We start from the raw sequence: 24,716 nt of genomic DNA, 5'->3' as shown, positions 1-24,716 counted from the left end.
GTGGCAAAAGTGGAACGTATAAATGAAACCTTAAAAAGAGTTATATCTCCTGAATTTACTACACGACTTAACGATATGAAAAAAGAAGTTTTGGAAGACACGAGAGTGCAAAAGTTTCTAGAGGAGAACGCCTCAGATATTAATAAAGAGATAGTCGATCGTAGTTTGAGTAAGTTATATGAATTTATTTCTCAATCCCATGATTGTGGTTCTTGTCCATCGCTAGATCAGTGTCAGAATTACATGAAGGGGTATGAACCTAAACTAGTCCTTGATCGAAATTTGATAGATAATAATTTTGTTCGTTGTAAACGAGGCATTATTGAAGACGAGCGTAAGAAAGTTATTTCCATGATTGACAGTATTCATATGCCTAAAGAGGTTATGGAAGCAACGCTTGCCGGAGTAGATTTAGAGGATGGCAGTAGGGTAGTTGCTGTTCGTGCAGCTAAAGACTTTTTGAATGAATGGGAGCGTACAAACGTACTTCCAACTAAAGGTTTATATATTTACGGGAAGTTTGGTGTAGGGAAATCTTATTTACTTGGTGCTTTGGCAAATGAGTTAGCCGCTAGACATATTCATTCGGTTGTTGTATATGTACCTGAATTTCTAAGAGAAATGAAACAAGCGATTCAAGATCATTCACTTGCTGAGAAGATTGAATTTGTGAAACGTGCTCCTGTTTTGATGTTAGATGACATTGGAGCGGAGATTATGTCGAGTTGGACCCGTGATGAAATACTAGGGACAATCCTGCATTACCGAATGTCGGAACAACTGCCAACTTTTATGTCTTCTAACTTCAATTATGATGAATTACAACATCATTTATCTTTCACACAGCGTGGGGAAAAGGAAGTAGTAAAAGCTGGTCGAATTATGGAACGGATTAAAGCACTTACGACACCAATCTCACTTCAAGGTAAAAATTGGAGAGAAAGTTAATGAAAAAGAGTGAGACGGCAGGGCGAAAATTGATTCTATCTTGCAATTGATTTTTCTGTGGCGTATAATTATTTTCATAAGAATAGTTAAAATGCAAAGAAGAGGACAACAATCAGTTTGTACGACTTTTAAGAGAGAGAAGCCTTGGCTGTAAGCTTCTTAAGTATCGGCAATCGATTTACCACCTCCGAGCAGTGATTGTGAATTTATATAGCAATTACCGGTCACCGGCCCGTTAGCCGATGCAGAGCTTCGTCTATTTCATTCATCATTACTTCTTAAGTAATGGATAGACAGAAGAAGGGTGGAACCACGACTTTAACCTCGTCCCTTTCTAGGGATGGGGTTTTTTTGTTGTTTTCACAATGTCTAGCTCCAGTGCTTGTCGGGGCTAAAAACGGGCGCTTGCGCTTTTCTAATTATAAAAGGAGTGTTCAAAATGGCAGAAATTATTAAATTGAAGTTTCCAGATGGAGCGGTGAAGGAATTTCCTGTTTCAACAACTACAGAAGAAATAGCACAATCGATCAGTCCTGGATTGCGTAAAAAAGCACTTGCCGGAAAACTTAGTGGAGTACTAATCGATCTTAAATCACCAATAATGGAGGATGGAGATATCTCAATTATTACTCCTGAATCTGACGAAGCGCTAGAAATCTTACGCCATAGCTCGGCACATTTACTTGCGCAAGCAGTTAAACGCCTTTTCAAAGATGTTAAACTAGGTATTGGGCCAGTTATTGAAAATGGTTTTTACTATGATATTGATTCACCAGTACCGATTACTGCAGAAGACCTACCGTTAATCGAAAAAGAAATGAAAAAAATTATTAATGAAAATATTGAAATCATTCGTCATGATGTATCTCGTCAGGTTGCTTTTGACAAATTTAAAGAAGATGAATACAAAGTAGAACTTTTAGAAGCAATCCCCGAGGGAGAACAAGTTTCTATTTATGAGCAAGGAGATTTCTTTGACCTTTGCCGTGGTGTTCACGTCCCGTCAACAGGTAAGCTTAAGGAATTCAAGCTATTAAGTATTGCTGGTGCATACTGGCGTGGAAATAGTGATAACAAAATGCTTCAACGTATTTATGGTACAGCATTCTTTAAAAAAGAAGAGCTTACACATCATTTAAATATGCTAGAAGAAGCAAAAGAACGTGATCACCGTAAAATTGGGAAAGAACTAGAATTATTTACAACTTCACAAAAAGTTGGTCAAGGTCTTCCACTTTGGTTACCAAACGGAGCTACTATCCGTCGGGTTATTGAGCGTTATATTGTAGACAAAGAGTTAAAACTTGGCTATAAACATGTATATACACCGGTATTAGGTTCGAAAGAGCTTTATGAAACTTCTGGTCACTGGGATCATTACCAAGATTCTATGTTCCCACCGATGGAAATGGATAATGAAACATTAGTGCTACGTCCGATGAACTGTCCACATCATATGATGGTGTTCAAAAGCGGAATGCATTCTTACAGAAACCTTCCGTTGCGTATTGCCGAATTAGGAACTATGCATCGGTATGAAATGTCAGGTGCCGTATCAGGCCTACAACGTGTTCGTGGTATGACTTTGAATGATGCACATTTATTTGTACGTCCAGACCAAATTAAATCAGAATTCCAAAAAGTCGTGGAATTAATTATTTCAGTTTATAAAGACTTTAACTTAGAAGACTATTCCTTCCGCCTTTCTTATCGTGATCCTCAAAACAAAGAGAAATACTTTGATAATGATGAGATGTGGGAAAAAGCACAAAATATGTTAAAAGAAGCAATGGACGAGCTTGGTTTAGATTATTTTGAAGCTGAAGATGAAGCAGCATTCTACGGTCCCAAATTAGATGTTCAAGTAAAAACTGCTATTGGTAAAGAGGAAACTTTATCAACTGTTCAACTAGATTTCTTATTACCAGAGCGCTTTGACTTAAATTACATTGGAGAAGATGGCAAGCATCACCGTCCAGTTGTTATTCACCGCGGAGTAGTTTCGACAATGGAACGCTTTGTGGCATTCCTAATTGAAGAGTATAAAGGTGCATTCCCAACTTGGTTGGCTCCTGTTCAAGTAGAAATCATACCTGTTTCCAATGAAGTGCATTTTGAATTTGCCAAACAAATCGAAGAGCAACTAGTAGCTGCAGGTCTCCGTGTTGAGATGGATGACCGTGAAGAAAAGCTAGGCTACAAGATTCGCGAGGCTCAAATGCAAAAAATACCGTATATGCTTGTACTAGGAGATAAAGAGCTAGAAGCTGGTAATGTTAACGTTCGTAAATACGGAGAACAACAGTCAGAAAGTATTCCATTTGCGGAGTTCTTAGAACGTTTGAAAGAAGAAGTAGCACATTAATAGATTTAGTGTTGACATGAATGTATCAACATGCTATAGTTATTAAGGTTATTGAATACAAGTTTGCGGTATAAGAAGAGGCTGCCCGCTTCTCACCTGTTTGACACCTACAAGTGTTGTTGACTGGTAAGCATGTGATCGACTGTAACATGTAGTTTTCTACATGTACTCATATCGGCGGGCAGACATACAACATATGTCTGTCTGCTTTTTTTATGGATCAAAACGGTGTAACTAGTTCGTTTTTACGAACTTTATGCCCAAACCATGTATTCGCGACACTATTTGGAGGTGGATCATTATTAGCAAAGACATGTATGTAAACGATGGCATTCGAGCACGCGAAATACGAGTTATTGATCAGAACGGCGATCAATTAGGATTAAAAACACGTAACGAAGCACTTGAAATTGCAGGTCGTGTAAATTTGGATCTTGTCCTTGTGGCTCCTCAAGCCAAGCCGCCGGTCGCTCGTATCATGGACTATGGTAAATTCAAATTTGAGCAGCAAAAGAAAGATCGTGAAGTTCGTAAAAATCAAAAAATCATCATAATGAAAGAGGTTCGTTTGAGCCCAACAATAGATGAACATGATTTCCAAACGAAATTGAAAAACGCGATAAAGTTCCTTGAAAAAGGAGATAAAGTGAAAGCTTCTATCCGCTTTAAAGGCCGTGCCATCACTCATAAAGAGATTGGACAACGAGTTTTAGATAGATTTGCAGAAGCTTGTACGGAAGTATCCACTGTCGAGTCAAAACCGAAAATGGATGGCCGTAGTATGTTTTTAGTGCTTGCACCAAAAAACGAGAAACAATAAAGAGTACAATTGTTTAGGAGGAATTCGACATGCCGAAAATGAAAACTCACCGTGGAGCTGCAAAGCGTTTCAAAAAAACCGGAACTGGAAAATTAGTACATGACCGTGCTTTTGGAAGCCACTTATTCGCTAACAAGTCTACTAAAGCTAAACGTAAACTACGTAAATCTAAAGTAGCATCTTCAGGCGATTACAAACGTATCAAAACTTTATTAACTTACATGAAATAATAACAGATAGCAGGAGGTAATGAATCATGCCACGCGTAAAAAGCACACCAGTAACTAAAAATCGTCGTAAAAAAATTATAAAATTAGCAAAAGGTTATTACGGTTCTAAACATACATTATACAAAGTTGCTAACCAAGCAGTAATGAAATCATTCATGTATGCATACCGTGATCGTCGTAACAAAAAACGTGATTTCCGTAGATTATGGATTACACGTATCAATGCGGCAGCACGTATGAACGGTCTTTCGTATAGCCGTTTAATGCACGGATTGAAGTTAGCTGAAATCGAAGTTAACCGTAAAATGTTAGCGGATCTTGCAGTAACTGATACTCAAGCATTTACACAACTTGCAGATTTAGCTAAAAAAGCAATCGCAAAATAATTTAAGTTAAAAAAGCTGATAGAGATTCTATCAGCTTTTTTTGTACAGGGAGCAGAAAATATGACAAATGTTATTCTTATTTTCATATTAATCATGTCCATTATTGCTTTTTTTGTAATGGGTTACGACAAATCACAGGCAAAAAAACATGGCCAACGTATATCAGAAAAAACCCTTTGGACACTTGCAATTATGGGTGGAGGAATCGGTGCGTATGTTGGAATGCAATTATTTCGGCATAAAACGAAGCATACAAATTTTCGAGTAGGCTTTTTGATGCTACTGATTTTATATGCATTTTTAATATTTTACATATTCACAACAGACAGCTCTATCATTGCATAGAGGCTGTCTTTTTTTTGCACTGGTTTCCGCAGAGCAGACAGAACTGTGTTGAACACCACTAATTAAATGACCTTTAAGAGCTTATTGAAAATGAAGGATGGCCAGGGTTCATGGCGGTTTTTTATGGTGTGAATAAGCCGACAATGATGCCAATAGTACTAAAGAAGCATAGAATGATGCTATTTTGTCTGTGATCAGTATATGACATTTTGCGGAAGGTAACATAAAAAAGTCTTCTGAAATGTTTTTTATGCATTGCTACGGGATAGATTCATGGTTTAGCGCATACATTGAAGGTGATATATCATGGATACCATGGGAGGATTAAAATGCGAAAACTTTTGTATCTACTACTGTTTCTCGGAACATGTATACTATCCGCTTGTTCCTATGATAGCGAAACAGCGGTTAAAAACGGCGATGTCATTAATATGCATGGACCTGTTTACAATTTCCCGCGCTTTGAACAATTCTTGGACAACATCGAAGCGAAAGAAGGGGCCTCCGTAAGGATTACCAATTATACGCTGGAAGGAGACCCAACATTGTACAATTTAACTTTCGACGGATCTTTATTCGATTTGGAAATTGATCGTTCAAAAAATAAGGATCGGGGAGACAACCCTGCTAAAGTGAACATAACCTGTGCGGAGCTAGTATCAGAGGAGGGACAGCAATTATTCACCTATACACTGGAAGGGTGTCAGCAAGATCCCCCCGTTGAAAGCTTCACAATCTTAAGCGTCATGAAGGAACAAGTAGAGGACCACGAGCATTAACTATTACAAAATCGAGAACACTTCTTATAAAAAACTTTTTATAAATAAATAAATAAATAAATAAATAAATAAATAAACGCAGGAATTCATTCACGAATTACTGCGTTTTAATTGCATTAAAATAGGTTATTTAACAATCTTAAAAGAGAACGAATTAGAACCTCTGGCTTAATAATTTTCAATTATCACCAGGTTTCATCAAGGTGTTGAGCATAGTAGGAAATTCCTCTTTTGAAGTACTGAAGATTTTCATCAGACGTTGTTTCCATCAAGTTAGTCAAAGCAATTTCCATTGCTTGTTTATAGTTTTTGGAATTGTATAGAGCCATTGAGTAAAAAATTTGTAGTCCGCGATGTTCGGGAAACTCTGTCACACCTCGTCGTAAAGTTTCAATTGCTTCTGGATAGTACCCCAAAGCTCGGTAGGTACTGCCAAGACCTAGTAAACATCTTTGAAGATCTTGTTTTGTGAGACCTAGCTCGAGAGCCCTTACATAATAGGGGATAGCTTCCTTCGAATATCCAGTGTTATCATGAACAATACCCGTCTGATAGTTGACTTCAGCGTGATCTGGATAGGTAGCGACCATTTCTAAAAGTAGAGTACGGGCTTCTTTCAGAATGTCTTGGTCTTGCTTAGCGCGTCCTTCTTCACGCAATTCAATTGCTTTGTCTAAAAGCAATTGCAGATTTGTTTTATCCGTATTATTCATTATTTTATCATTCATTTTTAAAACTCCCTCAAATGTAGTATTGCAAATGGCAAAGTAACATTGTAAACACAATACTCTCGGGGAATTTATTAATTTTGAAAGTAATTTTGTAAAAACAGTATCATTATCTTTTAATCCTCCTTAGAGATCAGGAATGAACACTAGGTTCTTCTTTATAGTAATATTCATGGAAACATACGTCAATTAGTTTTCGGAATCATCAGTCATTTAAATAAGTAATTGATAATTCCGCGAAGGAGTTATAGAATTTCCACAGAGGTAAGTCATACAAGTCATACCCTGAAGGCACTTGCGTAGGGGCAAGCACACATCCGTGTAGGAACAATTATTATTAATCTACCGATTATCGCTTAAACAAAAAAAGTCAGTTGAAATTTCTCAACCGACTTTTTTATATTTCTATTCATCTTGCATTAATTGCTCGATAGGGCTTTTCCAGTTGATCTTGGCATCTGGATAATTCATCTTAATTTCATTTTGTAAAAAACGTAAGTCATCTTTCGTCAAACCTTGGAGTTTAGCGGGATCCTTAGTCCATATGAAAATAGAAACGACTTCGAATGCTTGGTCAGTCGTACCTAAATATTTTTCACCTTCAAATAGGGCACCTTTATATGTGATAAAGAAGTTTTTACGAACATTTTTTACCTCATCATAAAAATAATATTGTTCCTTCTCATATGCTTCATCTAGTTTACGCATAGGGTCAAATAGATAGCGAAGGATTTTATAAAAAACGTATATAATCAGTGCCAATATAAACAATCTTAAGATATAGAACATCTCAAATGTCCTCCTTGTAAAATACATTGTACTTGCTATACGATAGAAGAGGTAGTTTGGTTTCAAAATAAATTAAAATATTTGGAGGAAATGATGAATTTACATAAACTTTTTACGATGCAGCGTGCTTTAGATCAATATATTCAATCGAACAAGCAAGTGAAAGAGAATGTTTTTATAAAAAAAGGTCTGGCACTAATTGTGGAACTTGCCGAATTAGCAAATGAAACGAGATGTTTTAAATTTTGGAGTGAAAAAGGACCTTCTGAACGTAGTGTTATATTAGAGGAATATGTCGATTCGATTCACTTTATATTGTCTCTTGGTATAGAGAAAGAGCTAGAAGATTTAGAGGAGTGGCCACTTGAGGATATTGAGGGTGATTTAACTGCCCTTTTCATAGGTACCAATAAATCTATTCTGATATTTTTGGAAGAACCAACGAAAATTCACTACGAAAAAGTGTGGATGATGTACGGAGCAATTGCTGGAAAATTAGGTTTTAGTAGTGAGGATGTATTACAGGCTTATATTGCAAAAAATGAAATGAATTATGAACGACAAAAAAACGGTTATTAATATTAGTTGAAACCTTTTCACAGACAAACCGTAAAATAGCAACATGTCATGGAATGGTGGTGTAATTGATGAAAAGGTTTCTTGTTTCAATTATATTAGTATTAATCTCGCTCTCTTTTGGATTAGTAGCGGAAGCAAAGTCCTATTCCATTGAAAGAGTACATATAAAATCTTGGATTCAACCAAACGGAGATCTTTTAGTAAATGAAGTGTTTACATACAATTTTAAAGGGGCATTTTTTAATTTACGTCGTTCTTTCCCTGAAGATCACGGAAAAAACGTAGAAGAATTTTATGCGTATAAGCTTGGTCAAGTAAACTTGGAACCTGGGTTTATAGAACAGTCTTTGATGACACCCTTGGAAGTGACTCAAGAAAAGGGAACATTCTATTCGGGAATAGATCTTCGTGATCAACAAGTATCATTTTTGTATGCCTATACACTTAAAAACGCTGTCACTGCTTACGACAATTATAATGAGCTGGATATTGTTTACTTTGAAGATGGAGAGGCACACGATCAGGATTACTTTAATGTAACGATTGATTATATTTTACCAGAAACAGTTGAAACGAATAAGTTTGAAGGTGTTTTGTATAATAAAGTAAAAGGGTTAACGGAAAAAAACACTTTTGGGATTCGGTTTTATAGTCATATGTCAAGAGCCTATACTGAAACGAAAACTAGTTTAATATTTCCAGCCGACCTGATTTCGCTAACCGAAAAATCTAAAGCATCGATATCTTACAAAGACGCATTGACATATGAAATAGATGAACAAAAAAAGTGGAATAAAAGAATCTCCTACATGGATAAAATTTTCTCCTTCATACCGAAAGTGACCTTTGGAATTCTAATCATTATTGTGAGCTTTCTCTTATTCTTACCACAAAGACATTTTTGGAGAAAAGGAAGTAGCGATGAAGTTTTAAGTACAGATGTATTATATTTATTTTTTATAGATAAATGTGGGAAAACCCATCCAAAAGCTTTCCTTGCAGGTCTTTTTTCATTAGTAGAAAAAGGGGCAGTTAAGGTAAAACTAGCAAAGTCTGCTCTTCGTTTTAAAGATGATCCAAAAGCTCCTGAAGAAACGCTAGATTTCAGGCTTACAAAAGGGGAAACAGCAACTGCTATATTTGAAAAACAAATGATTAGTTGGCTTTTTGTCACTAGAAGTGGATCTAGGAAGTGGGCATTTCATTTACATGATGCTGCAGGGGCCGCGAGGGATAATAAGAACTCAAAATACTTTCATACTAAAGTAAAGAACTTTAAAAAGAAACAAGCAGAGTGGCATCATTTAGTAGAAAAAGAGCTAGAAGAGGCGGGAGCTATTAATAGTAGAATTCCATTGCTAATTATCACTTTAGCTACACTAATAGTTTCAATAATTACTATGTTGGCATATTACGCTAATGTACAAAGCAATTTAGCCATTGCTTGTATTGGAATATTTACGATTATTTTCTTAGTCATACTATGTATAAAGAAACGTTCCACATTATTTTTCAGTATATATATTGTACTGTTGTTTTTCTTTTCCCTATCCATTGGCAATGAAGATGCAGTCAATTCAATCATTGGGTTACTGCTATTGTTTATCATGTTATACCTGGCATTACCAAAGTATATTCTTTCGATGAATGCTGTGCGAGCAAAAGATGCAGTACGATCCTATAGAAAAGAGTTAAAGAATGGCATACCAACTAATTTGAATGAAATCGAACAAGAAAAATGGCTAGTTAGAGCTTATTTACTAGGCAGAAAGAATATTGCTATTCCAGTTGAGAAACTCACTATTCCCCTTGCTACAGTGTTACTCGTAAGTACAGATCCTATAGACTATGTTAGAAAGTCTTGGTGGTGGACCAAAGATTCGACGTCCTCTTCTGATGGAGGATTTTCTGGAGGAGATTCGTCCGGAGGGGGAGGAGATAGTGGTGGCGGTGGTGGAGCAGGAGCTGACTGAGGTGTTTTAAATTTTGAAAATGCCATTAATTTAGAATATAATTAAATGGTACATATATTTAGGAGGTCGAAATAATGCCGAAGCTAGATGAAACATTAACGATGTTAAAAGATTTAACAGATGCAAAAGGAATTCCTGGTAATGAGCGTGAACCAAGAGAAGTGATGGAAAGATATATCGCGCCTTTCGCAGATAAAATTGAATACGATAATTTAGGCAGTCTTATTGCAGAAAAAGTTGGAGATCCGAATGGTCCTAAGATAATGGTAGCAGGACATTTAGATGAAGTAGGATTTATGATCTCCAAGATTGATGACAAAGGATTCTTGAGTTTCCAAACAGTAGGCGGTTGGTGGTCTCAAGTTATGCTAGCGCAACGAGTAACAATTGTAACGCGTAAAGGGGATACAATCACTGGTATTATTGGCTCAAAACCTCCTCATATACTATCTCCAGAAGCTCGTAAAAAAGCAGCTGACGTAAAAGATATGTTCATTGATATAGGTGCATCTTCTAAAGAAGAAGCAATGGAATGGGGTGTATTACCAGGAGATATGGTAGTTCCTTATTTTGAGTTTTCAGTCATGAACAACGAAAAACTTCTTTTAGCAAAAGCTTGGGATAATCGTATTGGCTGTGCAATTGCAATCGATGTATTAAAAGCACTGAAAGATGAAAAACATCCAAACATCGTTTATGGAGTAGGAAATGTCCAAGAAGAGGTTGGCCTTCGAGGAGCGAAAACAACTACAAACAAAATTAAACCAGATATCGGCTTTGCAGTAGATGTAGGTGTAGCTGGAGACACTCCTGGAATTACGGCAAAAGAATCGACAAGCAAAATGGGAGAGGGTCCTCAAATCGTATTGTTTGATGCATCCATGGTTTCCCACAAAGGGTTACGTGATTTCGTAACGGATACTGCAGATGAGCATAATATACCTTATCAATTTGAAACGATACCAGGTGGAGGAACTGATGCAGGTTCTATGCATATTTCTGTAAATGGTGTTCCTTCTCTAGCGATTGGAGTTGCTACTCGCTATATACACTCTCATGCAGGAATCTTGCATAGAGATGATTATGAAAATACAGTAAAACTAATCGTTGAAGTTATAAAAAAATTAGATCGCGATGCAGTAAACAAAATAACTTTCGATTAAATGTAGGTGTTTATAGGGTAAGGCTGATTCGCAAAATTTTAGGACAAAATGGAGAAAACCTTCTGACATAATGTCGGAAGGTTTTTTGCGTGTCTAAAAGAACTGAATTATTAGATGTGAATTAAAATAAGACATTTATTCAACTGTTAAATTGGTGAATTATTACAGAAAATCTTGGTGTATATCGAATGACACGTAATTGATAGCGTATAAAGGAAATAGTAATGAAAATAAACTTTCAATTCAAATAAAATATATGTTATAGTTATGGTAATTTAAACCAATACTGGAGCGCATGTAAAAGAGATAACCTACATATCTAGCGAGGAGGAGTGGGATATAGCTATTATAGTAAATGATATTAATCCTAGAATAGGGGTTAGAGAATTATGACTATATTTTATAAAAGGCATTCTCTAATTTGAGAATGCCTTTTAATTGAGTGTATCGTAAGTCCAATTTTATAAATTTTGCGCACGCTACGGTGATAAATAACCGACGAGCCAATCACAGTCAAAACTAAGGAGGATGAAAATGGTACATATTCTTTACATAGAAGACGAAATTGATATAGGGAGCTGGGTGAGAAAGGATTTAACGGAGAGAGGGTATGAGGTGACATGGCTGAAATCTGGGGAGGATGCGGAAAAGTATATTTCACAAGTGGATATGGCTATTTTAGATGTAATGATTCCTGGGTTAGATGGCTTCTCTATTGGAAGACGTATGAAAAAAGAAAAGGGAGACCTGCCTATTTTAATGCTTTCTGCGCGGACTGCGGTGGAAGATAAAATAGAGGGTCTAAACTTTGCAGACGATTATTTAACAAAACCGTTTCATCCGGATGAACTTGCAGCACGTGTAGAGGTATTATTACGGAGATACCAAAAGAATGATGATGTATTAAAGCTTCAGCATTTGATGGTTTATACAAAAGATATGAGAATTGCTGATCAAGAGACGAATGAGGAAATTCAATTAACGGGTAAGCAGTATCAACTTTTGCAGTTTTTCGTTCGTCATTTAAATCAAATACTAACGAAAGAGCAGTTGTATGAGGGAATATGGGGAGAGCGTTATATCGAGGGAGATAAGACGTTGATGGTGCATATTCGTTATTTACGAGAGAGAATTGAAAGGAACCCAGCAAAACCAACTATCATTGAAACGATTCGTGGAATCGGGTATAGGGTAAAAATATGAAGCGTTTTTTCCAATCATTATTAGCAAAGTATATGTTCCTGATTTTATTAGCTCTATTCATTGTTCAAATTTCCTACTTAATTATCGCGTTATTTGTGTTTGGTATTTCCAAAAATGGAGAGGATCCAATCCAAATGCAAGATATGCTAGTTGAAAGTGAAATTGAGGGGAAATGGCATCAGGAAGCAAACGCTTTGCAAAACGTTACAAGTGATTCTATTCAAAAGCATTTTGACAATTGGAAACAGCAGCATCCAAAAGCATCGATGTTCTGGGTGGACGGTCAAGGGATGCTCGCTAACCAAGAAGACGTGATGGAGCAGCTGCCGGCCAAGTGGTCGTCTGCATATACAGCTAAATTTATAAAAGAGCATTATGGGGGAGACCCATTTACGGTTATTGCGTTTATCGGGCAAGAGGAAAGCAATGGTTTCATTGTACTGGAGATGCCGAGGTCCGAGTTTGATCCGCCGCTAGCACATATTTATGATCGATATGGTATCATTTTCGTGTTTGGTATTGTTTTTATCATTTTCCTATTTATATTCGTTTCCTTTTTATTCTTTCGTAGTATTAGAAAGCGTTTATTACACTTGCAGGAGGCCATGGAAATACGCGACGTGGATGGGCTACCGATCGAGATTGCGGTGAAAAAGAAGGACGAAATTGGACAGCTTGAAAAAACGTTCAATCAAATGGTATGTGAGCTGAGGGAAAGTAAACAGCGAGAACAGCAGGAGGAACAGCTACGTCGAGAGCTGATTGCTAATCTTTCTCATGATTTGCGTACCCCTTTAACGAAGGTGAGGGCGCAAACCTATTCTATTGCTAAAGAGACTTTATCAGAGGATGGTCAAAAAGCGATTAAGTCATTGGAAGCTTCTGTTGTGAATATTGACAGGCTAATGGAAAACTTGATGTCGTATACATTGCTCATGGCTAGTAAATATAAATTTGAATCACAGGGAATGGACGTTATTCGCTACATCCGAGAAAGTTTAGCTTTATGGTACCCCGTCTTCGAAAAGGAAGGATTTGAAGTGGAAGTCCATCTGGTTCCATTTGAGCAAAACAAATGGGAGGTTGACCCGATTTGGTTAGGAAGCATAGTAGATAACTTATTGCAAAATGTGCTTCGCCATGCAAAAAAAGGCGGATATATTTGTGTCAAAACAGAATCTACCAATCTCTATGATGCGATCGTCATTTTAGACAGAGGAAATGGAATGAAAAATGCATCCAACGAAGCGGGAGCAGGTATCGGCTTGTCCATTGTTGATATGATGGTCAAGGGCATGAAGCTGGATTGGGATATTGAATCCGGTGAAAAGGGAACAACTATCAAAATAAAGAAATACAAGTGAAGGTGTATTTGAAAGGGGGGCCTTTCAAGTACACCTTTTTTTAAAGATAAGAAATTATATAAAAATACAGCATGAACACTGAATTATAAATGAATAATACTAATGATTTCCGTTACATGTGGACGCTTTCCGTGGGAACGGCTTCGAACTCCTCGTCACTACGAAAACATATGCTCCTGTGGGGCTTTCAGCTCGCGCTGTTCCCACTGGAGTCCTCACATTTCCCTCCAATCAATTAAGTGAGTAGTACTGCACCAAAATTGATCATAGCCTCTCGCTTAGATGATAAGAGTAGTCCGAATTATGTAAGGATAAAATCGTCTTTTTAATTAGGGATACTATTCTGCAAGGAGGGAGGAAGAAAGCGGATTTTCCCTTATCTAGTGGAATTAAAGAGAAATAGTAAGTGCTCCCTGAAAATAGAAGCGAAAGAGCGAACGAAATTGTATCTTCGAGAGCTTCCTCTACGACTAAGAAAGCCTTTTTAAAAAATCAAACGGTAATCATATAAGCAATAAGTCTGTCCAAAGCGCTTCGGAAACAATAGAAACAGGTTTAGATCTTAAATGGCCGGGCGTTTTTTTACCCGGTTTTTTTAAACAAAATTTAAACTTACCCCTTACCTAGTTTTAACATTCTATCTCTAACATAGATAATGAGGTGAGGGAAATGGAATATGTAGTACAGACAACCAATCTATCCAAACATTTTGGGAAGGAAAGTGCCGTGATAGGGCTGGATATGAAAATACGTAAAGGAGAAATATACGGATTTTTAGGGCCTAATGGAGCGGGGAAGACAACAACCATTCGTATGCTCTTAGGCCTGATGAAAGCTTCGTCTGGAACGATTCAAATCTTTGAAAAGGATTTAAATAAAGAAAAAATAAATATTTTAAAAAGAGTGGGCTCCCTAGTAGAGAACCCGTCCTATTATCCGCATTTAACTGCATATGAAAATTTAGAGGCATTAAGAAAAATACTAGGCGTTCCTAAAACGAGAATCCATGAGGTATTAGAAATAGTTCGATTGACTGAGGTTGCAAATAAAAAGGTAAAAGGATTTTCCCTAGGAATGAAGCAGCGATTAGGGATTGCCGCTTCCCTATTAAACAGTCCAGAGTTACTAATCCTAGATGAGCCAACTAACGGACTAGATCCATCAGGCATTATAGAAATTCGTAATCTAATCAAACAGCTGCCTGCGGAAACTGGAATGACCATTTTAATCTCCAGTCATTTATTATCAGAAATCGACCAAATGGCGACGACAGTTGGAATCGTTACGAAAGGGAAAATGATTTATCAGGATTCTATCGAAAGTTTGCGCATGTATGCCCAACAGAAGGTTTTATTAAAGGTTAGTGACAGCGAGCAAGCGTGGCGTTCACTATTAGGCAACGGTATAAAAGCAGATTGGGAGGACGGTATTATTTTATTGTCTGAGCATTCCGATGAAAAAGTTGCTAAGGTGATCCATACTCTTGTACATGAAGGCTACTCTATTTACCGTGTAGAAGAGGAAAAAAGATCATTGGAAGATACTTTCCTTCAAATGACCACAAGGGAGAAGGTCATATGATCGGTAAACTTTTACGGGCAGATTTTTTAAAAATTAAACGAAAAGGACTATGGTTCCTATCATTTTTAGGTCCCTTCGGAGTTATTGCGCTGCAGATGGTCAACTACGGAGTTCGAAAGGATTATTTGCTAAACCAGAGTGATGATGATTGGGGATATTTTTTAGAATATGTACATTCCTTTACCCCACTAGCACTGGTTTTGGGAATTGCGATTTTAACTTCATTTATGGCAAGTATAGAAAATGAAACGAATGCATGGAAGCAGCTGATTTCATTGCCTGTCTCCAAAATGAGTGTGTATTTATCGAAATTCATGGTACTTGGTAGCTTGTTATTTGTATCTTCGCTTCTGTTAGGAGTATTTTCTTTAGGCTATGGCACTCTATTAAACTTAGGTGATCAAATACCTTACTTGGAGTTATTAAAGTACAGCTTCTATCCATACTTAGCAGCGTTGCCTGTACTTGCATTACAGCTCTGGATTTCCTCTGTGAGCCAAAATCAGGGAATTCCGATTACGACAGGGGTATTAGGTGTCATATTTGCGTACTCTGCTTTTATATTACCTGATTGGATGATTTGGAAGTGGCCTTCTTTAATGAACGAGTGGGATGAACCATTGATCAATGTCATGCTTGGAATCGGAGTAGGCACACTATTGTATATTGTTGGAATGCTCGACTTTACGAGAAGGGATGTGAAATAAATGGTATCGATTTTACAATCGGAATGGTTTAAGTTTCGACATTCAAAGATTATGTTCATCATCTTGACTGTACCGATTATAGGTATATTCCTTGGATTCACAAGCAGATTTTCTAATGAGGATTTTGAAATCAATGAGTGGTATTTGTCCTTGTTATCTATGAATTTAACCTATGCTTTACTATTTTTACCTTTGATAACAGGGGTTTTAGCAAGTGCTATTTGTAGATATGAACATCAGGCAGGTGGGTGGAAACAGCTACTGGCATTACCTGTGACAAGAGGAAGGGTATTCATCGCGAAGTATGTATTGTTAATAGTGCTAGTCCTAGTTATGCAAGTATTATTTTTTGTCGCTGTATACATAGTCGGAATGGTAAAGGGATTCACTGATCCTTTCCCAATGGTGATTGTTTGGAAAAGCTTAGTTGGAGGATGGGTAGCGACTTTACCATTAATTGCTTTACAGTTATGGATGTCCATACTGTTCAAGAGCTTTGCAGCGCCATTTGCCATTAATGTGATTCTTACATTGCCTACTATACTTGTCGTAAACTCTGAGCGTTTTAGTTCTTTCTATCCGTGGGCACAGCCATTTTTAATGATGTATATCGGGGAAGACACGGGCGATACCTTTTTCGTTCCTTGGGTACAATTATTAACCGTTGTAGGCGGAAGTTTTATCTTATTTTTTGTCGGAGGGTATTTATATTTTCAAAGGAAAGCAGTTTAAGGGGATGATAATAATGTTGAAAAAGAGCTATATAGTATGTGCAGCTATCTTGCTTTCTATTTTTTTGGCAGGATGTAGCGGTGGCAAAGCGGTTGATAATGCAGAATCATATATTTCAACAGTGGATGCTATGGATATCCCGGATCATGTTAAGCTGATCGGTTTAGGAGAGGCAACACATGGGAATGTGGAATTTCAAGAACTGAAAAAAGAAGTATTTAAAACGCTAATTAAACATGAAAACGTCCGCGTATTTGTTATAGAAGGCGACTTTGGAGGTGGGCAGCAAATAAACGAATTCATTTTACATGGAAATGGTACCGCCGAAGAGGCAGTAAATACGCTAGACTATGGTATTTATCAAACAGAGCAAATGGTCGAACTTGTTCAATGGCTGCATGATTACAACGCTTCAGTTAACGAGCAAGAGAAGGTTTACTTTTATGGAAATGACATGCAGCGCTATAACTACAGTAAAGAAGGAGTGCTTAAATACTACAAAACAGTAAACCAAGATGCATTTAAAAATTATGAATTAAAACTTGAACATGTCTCGAATGAGAAAATGCGTGAGTTAACTACGGAACAGTTAAACGAGACCAAGCAAACAATAGATGAGATAATTCTAGATTTACAATCGAATGAAGCATCTTATGTGGGAAAATCAACAAAGGAAATGTACACTTTTGCCCTACAATACACACAAATCATGAAGCAGCGTACGCAATTGTTCTTAAATGATAAAGATTATATGCAGCTGCGAGATGAGTATTTGACGGACAATATGCAATGGATTATGCAATTTGAAGCAACCAGAGGTAACGAGAAAGTATTTTTTAACGGTCATAATGGACATATAGAAAAAACTTCTGCGTCATTAGCTGGCTACAAATCGATGGGCAATTATTTAGATGAGTTATACGGGGATGAGTATTTTGCAATTGGTACGGATTTTATAGAGAGCAATTTTCAGTCAAAAAATAGCAGCTCTGGAGATCGTAAAAATTATAAAGTGAAAAATCACAATGATTTAGTAGATGCTTTCAAAGAGGTGGAATCAAATATTTTTTACGTGGATTTTGAAAAGGCGAGTGAGTCTGGTGATTTAGAGGAGATAGTTTCGAAGGAGCAAAAGATGGCAAACATCGGCGATGATTTCCGCATGTGGTATAAATTTTTAAAGATGTTTTACACAATAGAAATGACGCCGAATGAGGCATATGATGGTATCATTATTGTAAAAGAAGCTACACCGACAAGTGTGAAAGAATAGAAATAATAAAATTCCATTCTATTTTGTAAAGAGATATTTTAGGGTTTTTATTAACTATGGGTTTAAATAAAAAAGGGAAACCGCTCACGCGATTCCCTTTTTTATTTTATTGTTATTGTTATGCGCTTCTTCTCTTGCCACATATTTTTAGGTATTCATTAGATTTTCCAAAAACAGAAAATGAAGTAAAACCATGAAGTGGGAAGCATAAAGAGGCGAAAAGAATAGGAAGGAATTTAAATTTTATTAATGTATATAAATACACTTGACTTTATATTTATTCATACATATAATAAAAATTACATAAATATACGGGAAAAGGAGTTTTTATAAATGAAGTTACTTGAGTGGGTGAATTTAAAAGTAGTGGATAGTTTAAAGGGGAAAGACCTATTAACACTTTTAGATTACTCTAAGGAGGAAATAACGGACCTAATCCAGTTAGCAGTTGACTTGAAGATGTTGACGAAGGCTGGTAAATGTCCTCCTTTATTGGAAGGTAAAACTTTAGGGATGATTTTTGAAAAACATTCAACCCGTACAAGAATCTCCTTTGAAGTAGGCATGAAGCAGCTAGGTGGTAATGGTATGTTCATGAATGCACGCGATTTACAGATTGGGCGTGGCGAATCTGTATATGATACAGGGCACGTATTATCTGGTTATTTAGATGGAATCATGATCCGTGCAAATTCACATGAGATGGTTAAAGAACTTGCCGAGCATGCTAGTATTCCTGTAATTAATGGATTAACAGATATTTTTCACCCGTGCCAGGCGCTTGCAGATATCTTAACGATTCATGAAGTGAAAGGATATACCGCTGGCTTGAAGCTTGCATATATAGGGGATGGAAACAATGTCGCACATTCACTTGTGATAGCAGCTGCCAATATGGGAATGCATATTGCGGTAGCAACACCAGTTGGCTATGAAGCTAATGAGCAAATACTAGAAAAAGCTAAGGCAATTGCTTTAGAAAATGGTGGGTCACTGTTCGTATCGAATGATCCAATTGAAGCAGCAGTTAATGCGGATGTTGTATATACAGATGTCTGGACTTCGATGGGCCAAGAAGATGAAACGGTAAAAAGACTGGCTGATTTTAAAGACTTCCAGATTAATGATGCATTAGTGTCAAATGCAAAAGACGATTATATGTTTTTGCATTGCTTACCTGCTCATCGTGAGGAAGAGGTTGCGAGCTCTGTAATTGATGGTCCTAATTCTTATATTTTCCAACAAGCAGAAAATCGCTTGCATGCACAAAAAGCAGTACTTGCATCGGTTATGGCTTAAAAAGGTTTCACCAAATGGAGAAGGCAGGGTATGTCTATTCATTTGTAAGTATAAATATTTCCGTGATGCTGCTTATCAAGATGGATAGCTTCATCACTACATAGGAAGAGTGATTCGGGAGACGCTGAATCACTCTTTATTACATAAAAAATGTCTTAGTTGTCGATTATGTCGACGATTAAGACAATTTTTTTATGCTTCATTTCACTATCGAATTATCTTGTTTAGGCAATACAAGTCGGCCAGTCCAATAAAAAAGTAGAGTGGCCTGCACTCTACTCAAAATAATGAAGTTTATTCAAATTGGGCTTTTGTTGTTGTGCTGTCACTAGAATTTACAGTGTTCTCTTTTGCTTCTTCCTTCACAGGACGTTTAGACCAATAAGTGGCTAAGATCGGTCCAGAAATATTATGCCATACAGCACCTAATGCACTCGGTAGTGCTGCAAGTGGTCCTAGATGGGCGGTTGCAAGTGCTACTCCTAATCCAGAGTTTTGCATGCCTACCTCAATAGAAATTGCTCGTCGATCTAACTCCGATAATCCCATGATTTTTGCGGCATAATATCCTAACAGTAAGCCTGCTCCATTATGCAAGAATACTCCTAAAAATACTAGCAACCCAGCAGAAGCAATATTATCTACATTTCCCGCAACAACAGCAGAAACAATCGTGATAATTGCTAATACTGAAATTAAGGGTACTACGTTTATACTTTTCTCTACAACAGTAGGGAACAACTTCTTCACTAATAATCCAAGGATGATTGGAACAATAATTACTTGTATTATGGACCTAAACATATCAACTGCATTTACTGGCATCCACTGTCCTGCAAATAAAAGCAATAATGCTGGTGTTAGTAAAGGAGCTAGCAGTGTGGAGAAGGATGTCATCGTTATAGAAAGTGGAACATTACCTTTAGCCAAATAAACCATTACATTAGATGCAGTCCCTCCGGGTACAGAACCAAGTAATACTAGTCCAGCTGCTAATTCACTAGGCAAATTCAACAAATATGCAATGGCAAAAGCGGTAATTGGCATTATTAGAAACTGTGCAATTACGCCGAATATTACTGGTTTAGGGTGTGTTGCGATTAATTTGAAATCGACAGCCTTTAAAGTCAAACCCATCCCAAACATAACAATACCTAGTAAAATCGTAATATACTTTCCAAATGGTAAAAATGTTTCCGGTATTAAAAATGCTACAACAGCAACAATAATTACGAGAAAAGCAAAATACTTACCTGCAAAATTACTAATGGACTCTAACAATTTCATGTTATACACCTAACTTTCTATATTTACGATTTTTTTGGGATTTAATATATTATTTGGATCGAGAGCTATTTTAATTTTTTCCATCACCTGTAGAGCTGCTCCGTGCTCTAAAGCTTGGTATTTTTGTTTGCCAATACCAACCCCGTGTTCTCCTGTACAAGTGCCGTTACGCTCCAAAGCATAATGAACAATTTTTTCATTGAAAGATTCTGCCTTCGCAACTTCCGCTGCATCAGTCATGTCAATCATCAGAATCGCGTGGAAATTTCCATCTCCGACATGCCCAGTAAGTCCGCCTATGAGTCCAATCGAGCTTAATTCATTACGTGCATATACGACTGCATCAGCTAGTTCCGAAATAGGAACACACACATCGGTAACCATCATCTTTTTTCCGACATTCCCGTGAATATAAGCATAAGCTAGGTTATGTCTAGCATCCCAAAGCTTTGTCCGTGCTGTATTATCCGTTTCGAATTGAATATCCACGCAGCCATGGTCTTCCATTATTTCTTTTGTAAACTCGACATCTTGTTTTAGTCCTGCCTCATTTCCGTCAAATTCTAAAAATAAGGTTGGGCTTTCTACATAATTCGTTTCGCTAAAACTATTTACTTGGCGAATCGATTCTTCGTCGACTAATTCTACGCGTGCTATTGGAATTCCAGTCTGTAAAATAGAAGTGACGGCTTCTACCGCGCTTTGAACAGAAGGGAATACTGCTCGAGCTGCAGTAGTAAATTCAGGTATCCCGTATACTCTTAGTGTTAACTCAGTAAAACAACCAAGTGTCCCTTCCGAGCCAACAAATAGTCCGTTTAAGTGGAACCCAGATGCTGATTTTGCCGCTAAACTTCCCGTGTGTATAACAGTTCCATCTGCAAGGACAACTTCTAAATCACGAACTTGATCACGCATGACACCATATTTAACAGTTGTAGTCCCACTTGCATTAGTAGCAGCCATTCCACCGAGTGTTGCATCTGCTCCTGGGTCTACGGAGAAGAACAGTCCATACTTTTTTAGTTCTTTGTTTAATTGTGAACGTGTCACCCCAGGTTGTACCTTTACTAGTAAATCATTTTCTCGCACCTCTAATATTTTATCCATTAAAGAGAAGTCAATTGTAATTCCGTTATCATACGGAATTATATGACCTTCTAAACTGGAACCACGTCCAAAAGGGACGACGGGAATCTGATAATGATTGGCTAGTTTCATAATTTCACTAACTTCATTCGTGTTTTTCGGAAATACAACTATGTCAGGAAGACATATCTCATGATACGACTCATCTTTGCTATGTAATTCTCTTACGGTTAGATTGATTGAAACCTGGTCTTCTTTTAAAACTTTTTTTAGTTCAGGTAAAATATTTTCAATAGATGTACTCACTTTATTCGCCTCTTTAATAGAATGATATATTTATTAGAATATTTAGAAGGATTCCAATAAAATGATTATAATCATTAATAATGAAAAGGTAAACTAAGGAAATTGTATTATATGGATATAAAAGTAAATTAATATATTGCATATTGGCTTTAAAAACTAGTGTAATAGTGTTGTAAGCGTTTTATTTAATTTTAAAAATATTTTGACTAAACAAAAATTCCGCGAAGATTTTTTATCTCCACGGAATTTCATTCATTTTGCAAATGCAGTTGCCAATTCGTTTAATACAGATTGTTTGTTAGATTCGTCTGTCATGTTCCACCATTTCTCAAAAAATACACCAAGTCCAGGTAGTAAATGTTCTTCGCCTTTTTGGATAGCATCTTCTACTACACCGCGAATGTCTGATGCAGTGTGACCTTTCATATTAGCAGTTATCGCTTCTCTAATTTGAAAATCCAATTTTCATCACTCCTCGCAATTATCTTCCCCAAACTCTCGCCAGTTATACATGATTTTGTTACACTTATATAAAAAAGGCGGTTACATATAGATGAAACGAATTGAATCACCCCAAAATACGCTAGTAAAGCATTGGAAAAAATTATTAAGCGTACGCAAAGAGCGAGATAAAAGTGGCGAATTTCTAATAGAAGGTTATCACCTAATTGAAGAAGCGATAAAACAAAAAGAAAATGTGTTAACAATCATGATCAGTGATAATAGTGAAATTCCTAACAGTTGGGATGTAGACAATTTAGAAATTGTCGAAATAAATGATGTGATTAAGAAAGAACTTGCGGAAACAGAGCATACACAAGGTATATTTGCACATTGTAAACAACAAACTGTGAAGGAAGAAGAGCATGATAACTGGAGTCGTCTATTGTTAATAGATGCTGTGCAGGATCCAGGGAACATCGGTACAATGATTCGGACTGCAGATGCTGCTGGGATTGATGCTGTTATTCTTGGAAAAGGATCTGCAGATGCCTACAATTCAAAAACGTTACGGTCAGCACAAGGATCACATTTTCATTTGCCAATTATTAAAGGAAATCTTCCTGAATGGGTTGAGAAGTTGAAAGAACGAAATGTAACCGTATTTGGCACAGCTTTTGAAAATTCTACTCCTTTTCATGAAGTGAAAAAAGTGGATGCGTTTGCGTTAATCGTTGGAAATGAAGGTAGTGGTATGAACAAAGAGCTTCTCGAGCAAACCGATCAAAATATTATCGTTCCTCTATTGGGACAAGCAGAATCACTAAACGTTGCAGTAGCTACTGGAATTCTGTTATATGGCCTTACTTTAAAATAAATCAGACTTGAACAAAAATACTAAAGTCCGTATAATAGATGTAATATGATATATAAAAGCTGTCATCGGGAAAAGTATATATGCCAATTCGACATAAGGGATTTTACACCTTGACTGAAAGTGTAACTAGAGAATGCATATAGAAGTTCACCCCGTTAGCTGCCACCGGGACCAGCAATTGCTGTAAAGGTGTGCCGGTGTAGAGCCGTTAGTCGAATTGAGTGATTGCACACTGTTTTAGTGCAATAATCAGGGTGGTACCGCGAAATTAGTCCTCGTCCCTTTTATAGGGGCGGGGATTTTTTATTTTGTACATATTTTGAGAAGGGATACTTCTTAGCGAGATAAGGTACAAAATTTGTTGTCCAATCAGACAAGGCGAATTTGATTAAGGAGAGATCATTAACATGGAAGCACAACTTCAACAGTTAAAAGAAGAAGTACTACAAAAAATTGAAGCTTCAGCGAGCGTCAAAGAACTAAATGACGTGCGTGTTGCCTACTTAGGAAAAAAAGGACCGATTACGGACCTTCTAAAAGGAATGGGTAAACTTCCAGCAGAAGAGCGTCCAAAAATGGGGGCACTAGTAAATGTAGTACGTGAAGAAGTAACTACTGTATTAGAAGCTCGTATGACTTTACTTCAAGAACAAGCTATTAATGAACAGCTAGAAAAAGAATCTATTGATGTAACATTACCAGGTCGCCCTATTAAGACTGGAAATCATCATCCACTTACTCGTGTAGTAGAAGAGATTGAAGATTTATTTATCAGCATGGGGTATGAAATTGCGGAAGGTCCAGAAGTAGAGAAAGACTATTATAATTTCGAAGCGTTGAACTTACCAAAAGGTCATCCAGCTCGTGATATGCAGGATTCTTTCTATATTTCAGAGGATATTCTACTGCGAACACATACTTCTCCAGTTCAAGCAAGAACGATGGAAGTAAAAGAAGGGCAACCGATCAAAATTATATGCCCTGGTAAAGTGTATCGTCGTGATAATGATGATGCAACGCACTCACATCAATTCACACAAATTGAAGGGCTTGTAATCGGTGAAAATATTCGAATGAGCGACCTGAAAGGTACTCTTTCTATATTTGCGAAGAAAATGTTCGGGGACGATCGTGAAATTCGTCTGCGCCCAAGCTTTTTCCCATTCACAGAGCCTTCGGTTGAAATGGATATTTCCTGTTTTAAATGTGGCGGCGATGGTTGTAACGTTTGTAAGAAAACAGGGTGGATTGAAATTTTAGGTGCAGGTATGGTTCATCCAAACGTCTTAGAGATGGCTGGATATGATTCTAAAAAACTTTCTGGATTTGCATTTGGTATGGGTCCAGAACGTATTGCAATGTTGAAATATGGAGTGGAAGATATTCGTCATTTCTATACGAATGATGTGCGTTTCTTATCGCAATTCCACCGAACAGAAGTGTAAGGAGGAA

The 24,716-nt window shown here is 37.0% G+C and carries 24 protein-coding genes and 1 other annotated feature; of the genes, 19 read left to right on the top strand and 5 right to left on the bottom strand.

The annotated features are described in order from the left end of the window. Positions 1-9: 9 nt before the first annotated feature. The 7 genes from dnaI to MHI47_RS12610 all read left to right on the top strand — a co-directional run bounded on the left by dnaI (position 10) and on the right by MHI47_RS12610 (position 5,873). Positions 10-948: a primosomal protein DnaI gene (gene dnaI / locus MHI47_RS12640; protein ID WP_340762908.1), complete on the top strand. Its 939-nt coding sequence runs from the start codon at positions 10-12 to the stop codon at positions 946-948. A 439-nt stretch (positions 949-1,387) separates the two neighbouring features. Next, on the top strand, positions 1,388-3,313 hold the full coding sequence (thrS, locus tag MHI47_RS12635; RefSeq protein ID WP_093536913.1) for a threonine--tRNA ligase: 1,926 nt from the start codon (positions 1,388-1,390) through the stop codon (positions 3,311-3,313). 298 nt (positions 3,314-3,611) lie between these two features. After that, positions 3,612-4,133 (top strand): translation initiation factor IF-3, encoded by a 522-nt coding sequence (gene infC, locus MHI47_RS12630; protein ID WP_217646099.1) that lies wholly within the window; start codon positions 3,612-3,614, stop codon positions 4,131-4,133. Between the two features lie 29 nt (positions 4,134-4,162). Then, the gene (gene rpmI / locus MHI47_RS12625) at positions 4,163-4,363 is read left to right on the top strand and encodes a 50S ribosomal protein L35 (RefSeq protein WP_093536914.1); all 201 of its coding nucleotides are present in this window, start codon (positions 4,163-4,165) and stop codon (positions 4,361-4,363) included. 26 nt (positions 4,364-4,389) lie between these two features. Then, complete coding sequence (rplT, locus tag MHI47_RS12620; RefSeq protein ID WP_093536915.1) at positions 4,390-4,749, top strand: 50S ribosomal protein L20; 360 nt, start codon at positions 4,390-4,392, stop codon at positions 4,747-4,749. Positions 4,750-4,809: 60 nt separating this feature from the next. Next, entirely contained in the window at positions 4,810-5,094 is a 285-nt protein-coding gene (locus MHI47_RS12615) for a DUF1294 domain-containing protein (RefSeq protein ID WP_340831043.1), read from the top strand. A gap of 329 nt (positions 5,095-5,423) precedes the next feature. Next, complete coding sequence (locus MHI47_RS12610) at positions 5,424-5,873, top strand: DUF4362 domain-containing protein (RefSeq protein ID WP_340831042.1); 450 nt, start codon at positions 5,424-5,426, stop codon at positions 5,871-5,873. Positions 5,874-6,058: 185 nt separating this feature from the next. Here MHI47_RS12610 and MHI47_RS12605 read toward each other — a convergent pair whose 3' ends face one another. Both MHI47_RS12605 and MHI47_RS12600 read right to left on the bottom strand, forming a co-directional pair. Then, positions 6,059-6,601, bottom strand: a complete 543-nt coding sequence (locus MHI47_RS12605; RefSeq protein ID WP_340831040.1) for a tetratricopeptide repeat protein — start codon at positions 6,599-6,601, stop codon at positions 6,059-6,061. A 405-nt stretch (positions 6,602-7,006) separates the two neighbouring features. Further along, positions 7,007-7,390: a sigma-w pathway protein ysdB gene (locus tag MHI47_RS12600; protein ID WP_093536918.1), complete on the bottom strand. Its 384-nt coding sequence runs from the start codon at positions 7,388-7,390 to the stop codon at positions 7,007-7,009. 93 nt (positions 7,391-7,483) lie between these two features. On the opposite strand from MHI47_RS12600, the gene MHI47_RS12595 reads away from it, so the two are divergent. The 10 genes from MHI47_RS12595 (at position 7,484) to argF (ending at position 19,264) form a co-directional block, all read left to right on the top strand. Beyond that, positions 7,484-7,969 carry a dUTP diphosphatase gene (locus MHI47_RS12595; protein WP_340831039.1) on the top strand — a complete coding sequence of 162 codons (486 nt, stop codon included), beginning with the start codon at positions 7,484-7,486 and terminating at the stop codon, positions 7,967-7,969. A 68-nt stretch (positions 7,970-8,037) separates the two neighbouring features. Then, positions 8,038-9,942 carry a DUF2207 domain-containing protein gene (locus MHI47_RS12590; RefSeq protein ID WP_340831038.1) on the top strand — a complete coding sequence of 635 codons (1,905 nt, stop codon included), beginning with the start codon at positions 8,038-8,040 and terminating at the stop codon, positions 9,940-9,942. Between the two features lie 74 nt (positions 9,943-10,016). Further along, positions 10,017-11,105, top strand: coding sequence for a M42 family metallopeptidase (locus tag MHI47_RS12585; RefSeq protein WP_340831036.1), 1,089 nt, complete (start codon positions 10,017-10,019; stop codon positions 11,103-11,105). 534 nt (positions 11,106-11,639) lie between these two features. Beyond that, positions 11,640-12,308, top strand: coding sequence for a response regulator transcription factor (locus MHI47_RS12580; protein ID WP_340831035.1), 669 nt, complete (start codon positions 11,640-11,642; stop codon positions 12,306-12,308). Next, positions 12,305-13,672 carry a HAMP domain-containing sensor histidine kinase gene (locus tag MHI47_RS12575; RefSeq protein WP_340831033.1) on the top strand — a complete coding sequence of 456 codons (1,368 nt, stop codon included), beginning with the start codon at positions 12,305-12,307 and terminating at the stop codon, positions 13,670-13,672. Before MHI47_RS12580 ends, MHI47_RS12575 begins: the two co-directional genes overlap by 4 nt. A 669-nt stretch (positions 13,673-14,341) precedes the next feature. Further along, complete coding sequence (locus tag MHI47_RS12570) at positions 14,342-15,253, top strand: ABC transporter ATP-binding protein (RefSeq protein ID WP_340831032.1); 912 nt, start codon at positions 14,342-14,344, stop codon at positions 15,251-15,253. Continuing rightward, complete coding sequence (locus MHI47_RS12565) at positions 15,250-15,960, top strand: ABC transporter permease (protein ID WP_340831030.1); 711 nt, start codon at positions 15,250-15,252, stop codon at positions 15,958-15,960. Before MHI47_RS12570 ends, MHI47_RS12565 begins: the two co-directional genes overlap by 4 nt. After that, positions 15,961-16,692, top strand: coding sequence for an ABC transporter permease (locus MHI47_RS12560; RefSeq protein WP_340831029.1), 732 nt, complete (start codon positions 15,961-15,963; stop codon positions 16,690-16,692). It abuts the gene before it with no gap. A 13-nt stretch (positions 16,693-16,705) separates the two neighbouring features. Continuing rightward, positions 16,706-17,965, top strand: coding sequence for an erythromycin esterase family protein (locus tag MHI47_RS12555; protein WP_340831027.1), 1,260 nt, complete (start codon positions 16,706-16,708; stop codon positions 17,963-17,965). Positions 17,966-18,298: 333 nt separating this feature from the next. Continuing rightward, the gene (gene argF / locus MHI47_RS12550) at positions 18,299-19,264 is read left to right on the top strand and encodes an ornithine carbamoyltransferase (protein WP_340831026.1); all 966 of its coding nucleotides are present in this window, start codon (positions 18,299-18,301) and stop codon (positions 19,262-19,264) included. Between the two features lie 294 nt (positions 19,265-19,558). On the opposite strand, the gene MHI47_RS12545 is transcribed toward argF, so the two are convergent. From MHI47_RS12545 to sspI, 3 genes are all read right to left on the bottom strand, one after another. Continuing rightward, a complete protein-coding gene (locus MHI47_RS12545) occupies positions 19,559-20,551 on the bottom strand; it encodes a bile acid:sodium symporter family protein (RefSeq protein ID WP_093536929.1) in 993 nt (330 codons plus the stop codon). A gap of 9 nt (positions 20,552-20,560) precedes the next feature. Next, positions 20,561-21,946, bottom strand: coding sequence for an FAD-binding oxidoreductase (locus MHI47_RS12540; RefSeq protein ID WP_340831025.1), 1,386 nt, complete (start codon positions 21,944-21,946; stop codon positions 20,561-20,563). Positions 21,947-22,198: 252 nt separating this feature from the next. Further along, positions 22,199-22,408, bottom strand: a complete 210-nt coding sequence (gene sspI, locus MHI47_RS12535; protein WP_093536931.1) for a small acid-soluble spore protein SspI — start codon at positions 22,406-22,408, stop codon at positions 22,199-22,201. Positions 22,409-22,499: 91 nt separating this feature from the next. Between sspI and MHI47_RS12530 the strand changes: the two genes are divergently transcribed. Next, positions 22,500-23,264 carry a TrmH family RNA methyltransferase gene (locus MHI47_RS12530; RefSeq protein ID WP_340831023.1) on the top strand — a complete coding sequence of 255 codons (765 nt, stop codon included), beginning with the start codon at positions 22,500-22,502 and terminating at the stop codon, positions 23,262-23,264. A 52-nt stretch (positions 23,265-23,316) separates the two neighbouring features. Continuing rightward, positions 23,317-23,550, top strand: a binding site (T-box leader). Between the two features lie 121 nt (positions 23,551-23,671). Continuing rightward, a complete protein-coding gene (gene pheS / locus MHI47_RS12525; protein WP_340831022.1) occupies positions 23,672-24,709 on the top strand; it encodes a phenylalanine--tRNA ligase subunit alpha in 1,038 nt (345 codons plus the stop codon). Positions 24,710-24,716: the final 7 nt, after the last annotated feature.

It is taken from the genome of Psychrobacillus sp. FSL H8-0487, from assembly GCF_038008385.1.
Classification (GTDB): domain Bacteria; phylum Bacillota; class Bacilli; order Bacillales_A; family Planococcaceae; genus Psychrobacillus; species Psychrobacillus psychrotolerans.
This window is presented reverse-complemented; position numbering and strand designations above follow the sequence as displayed.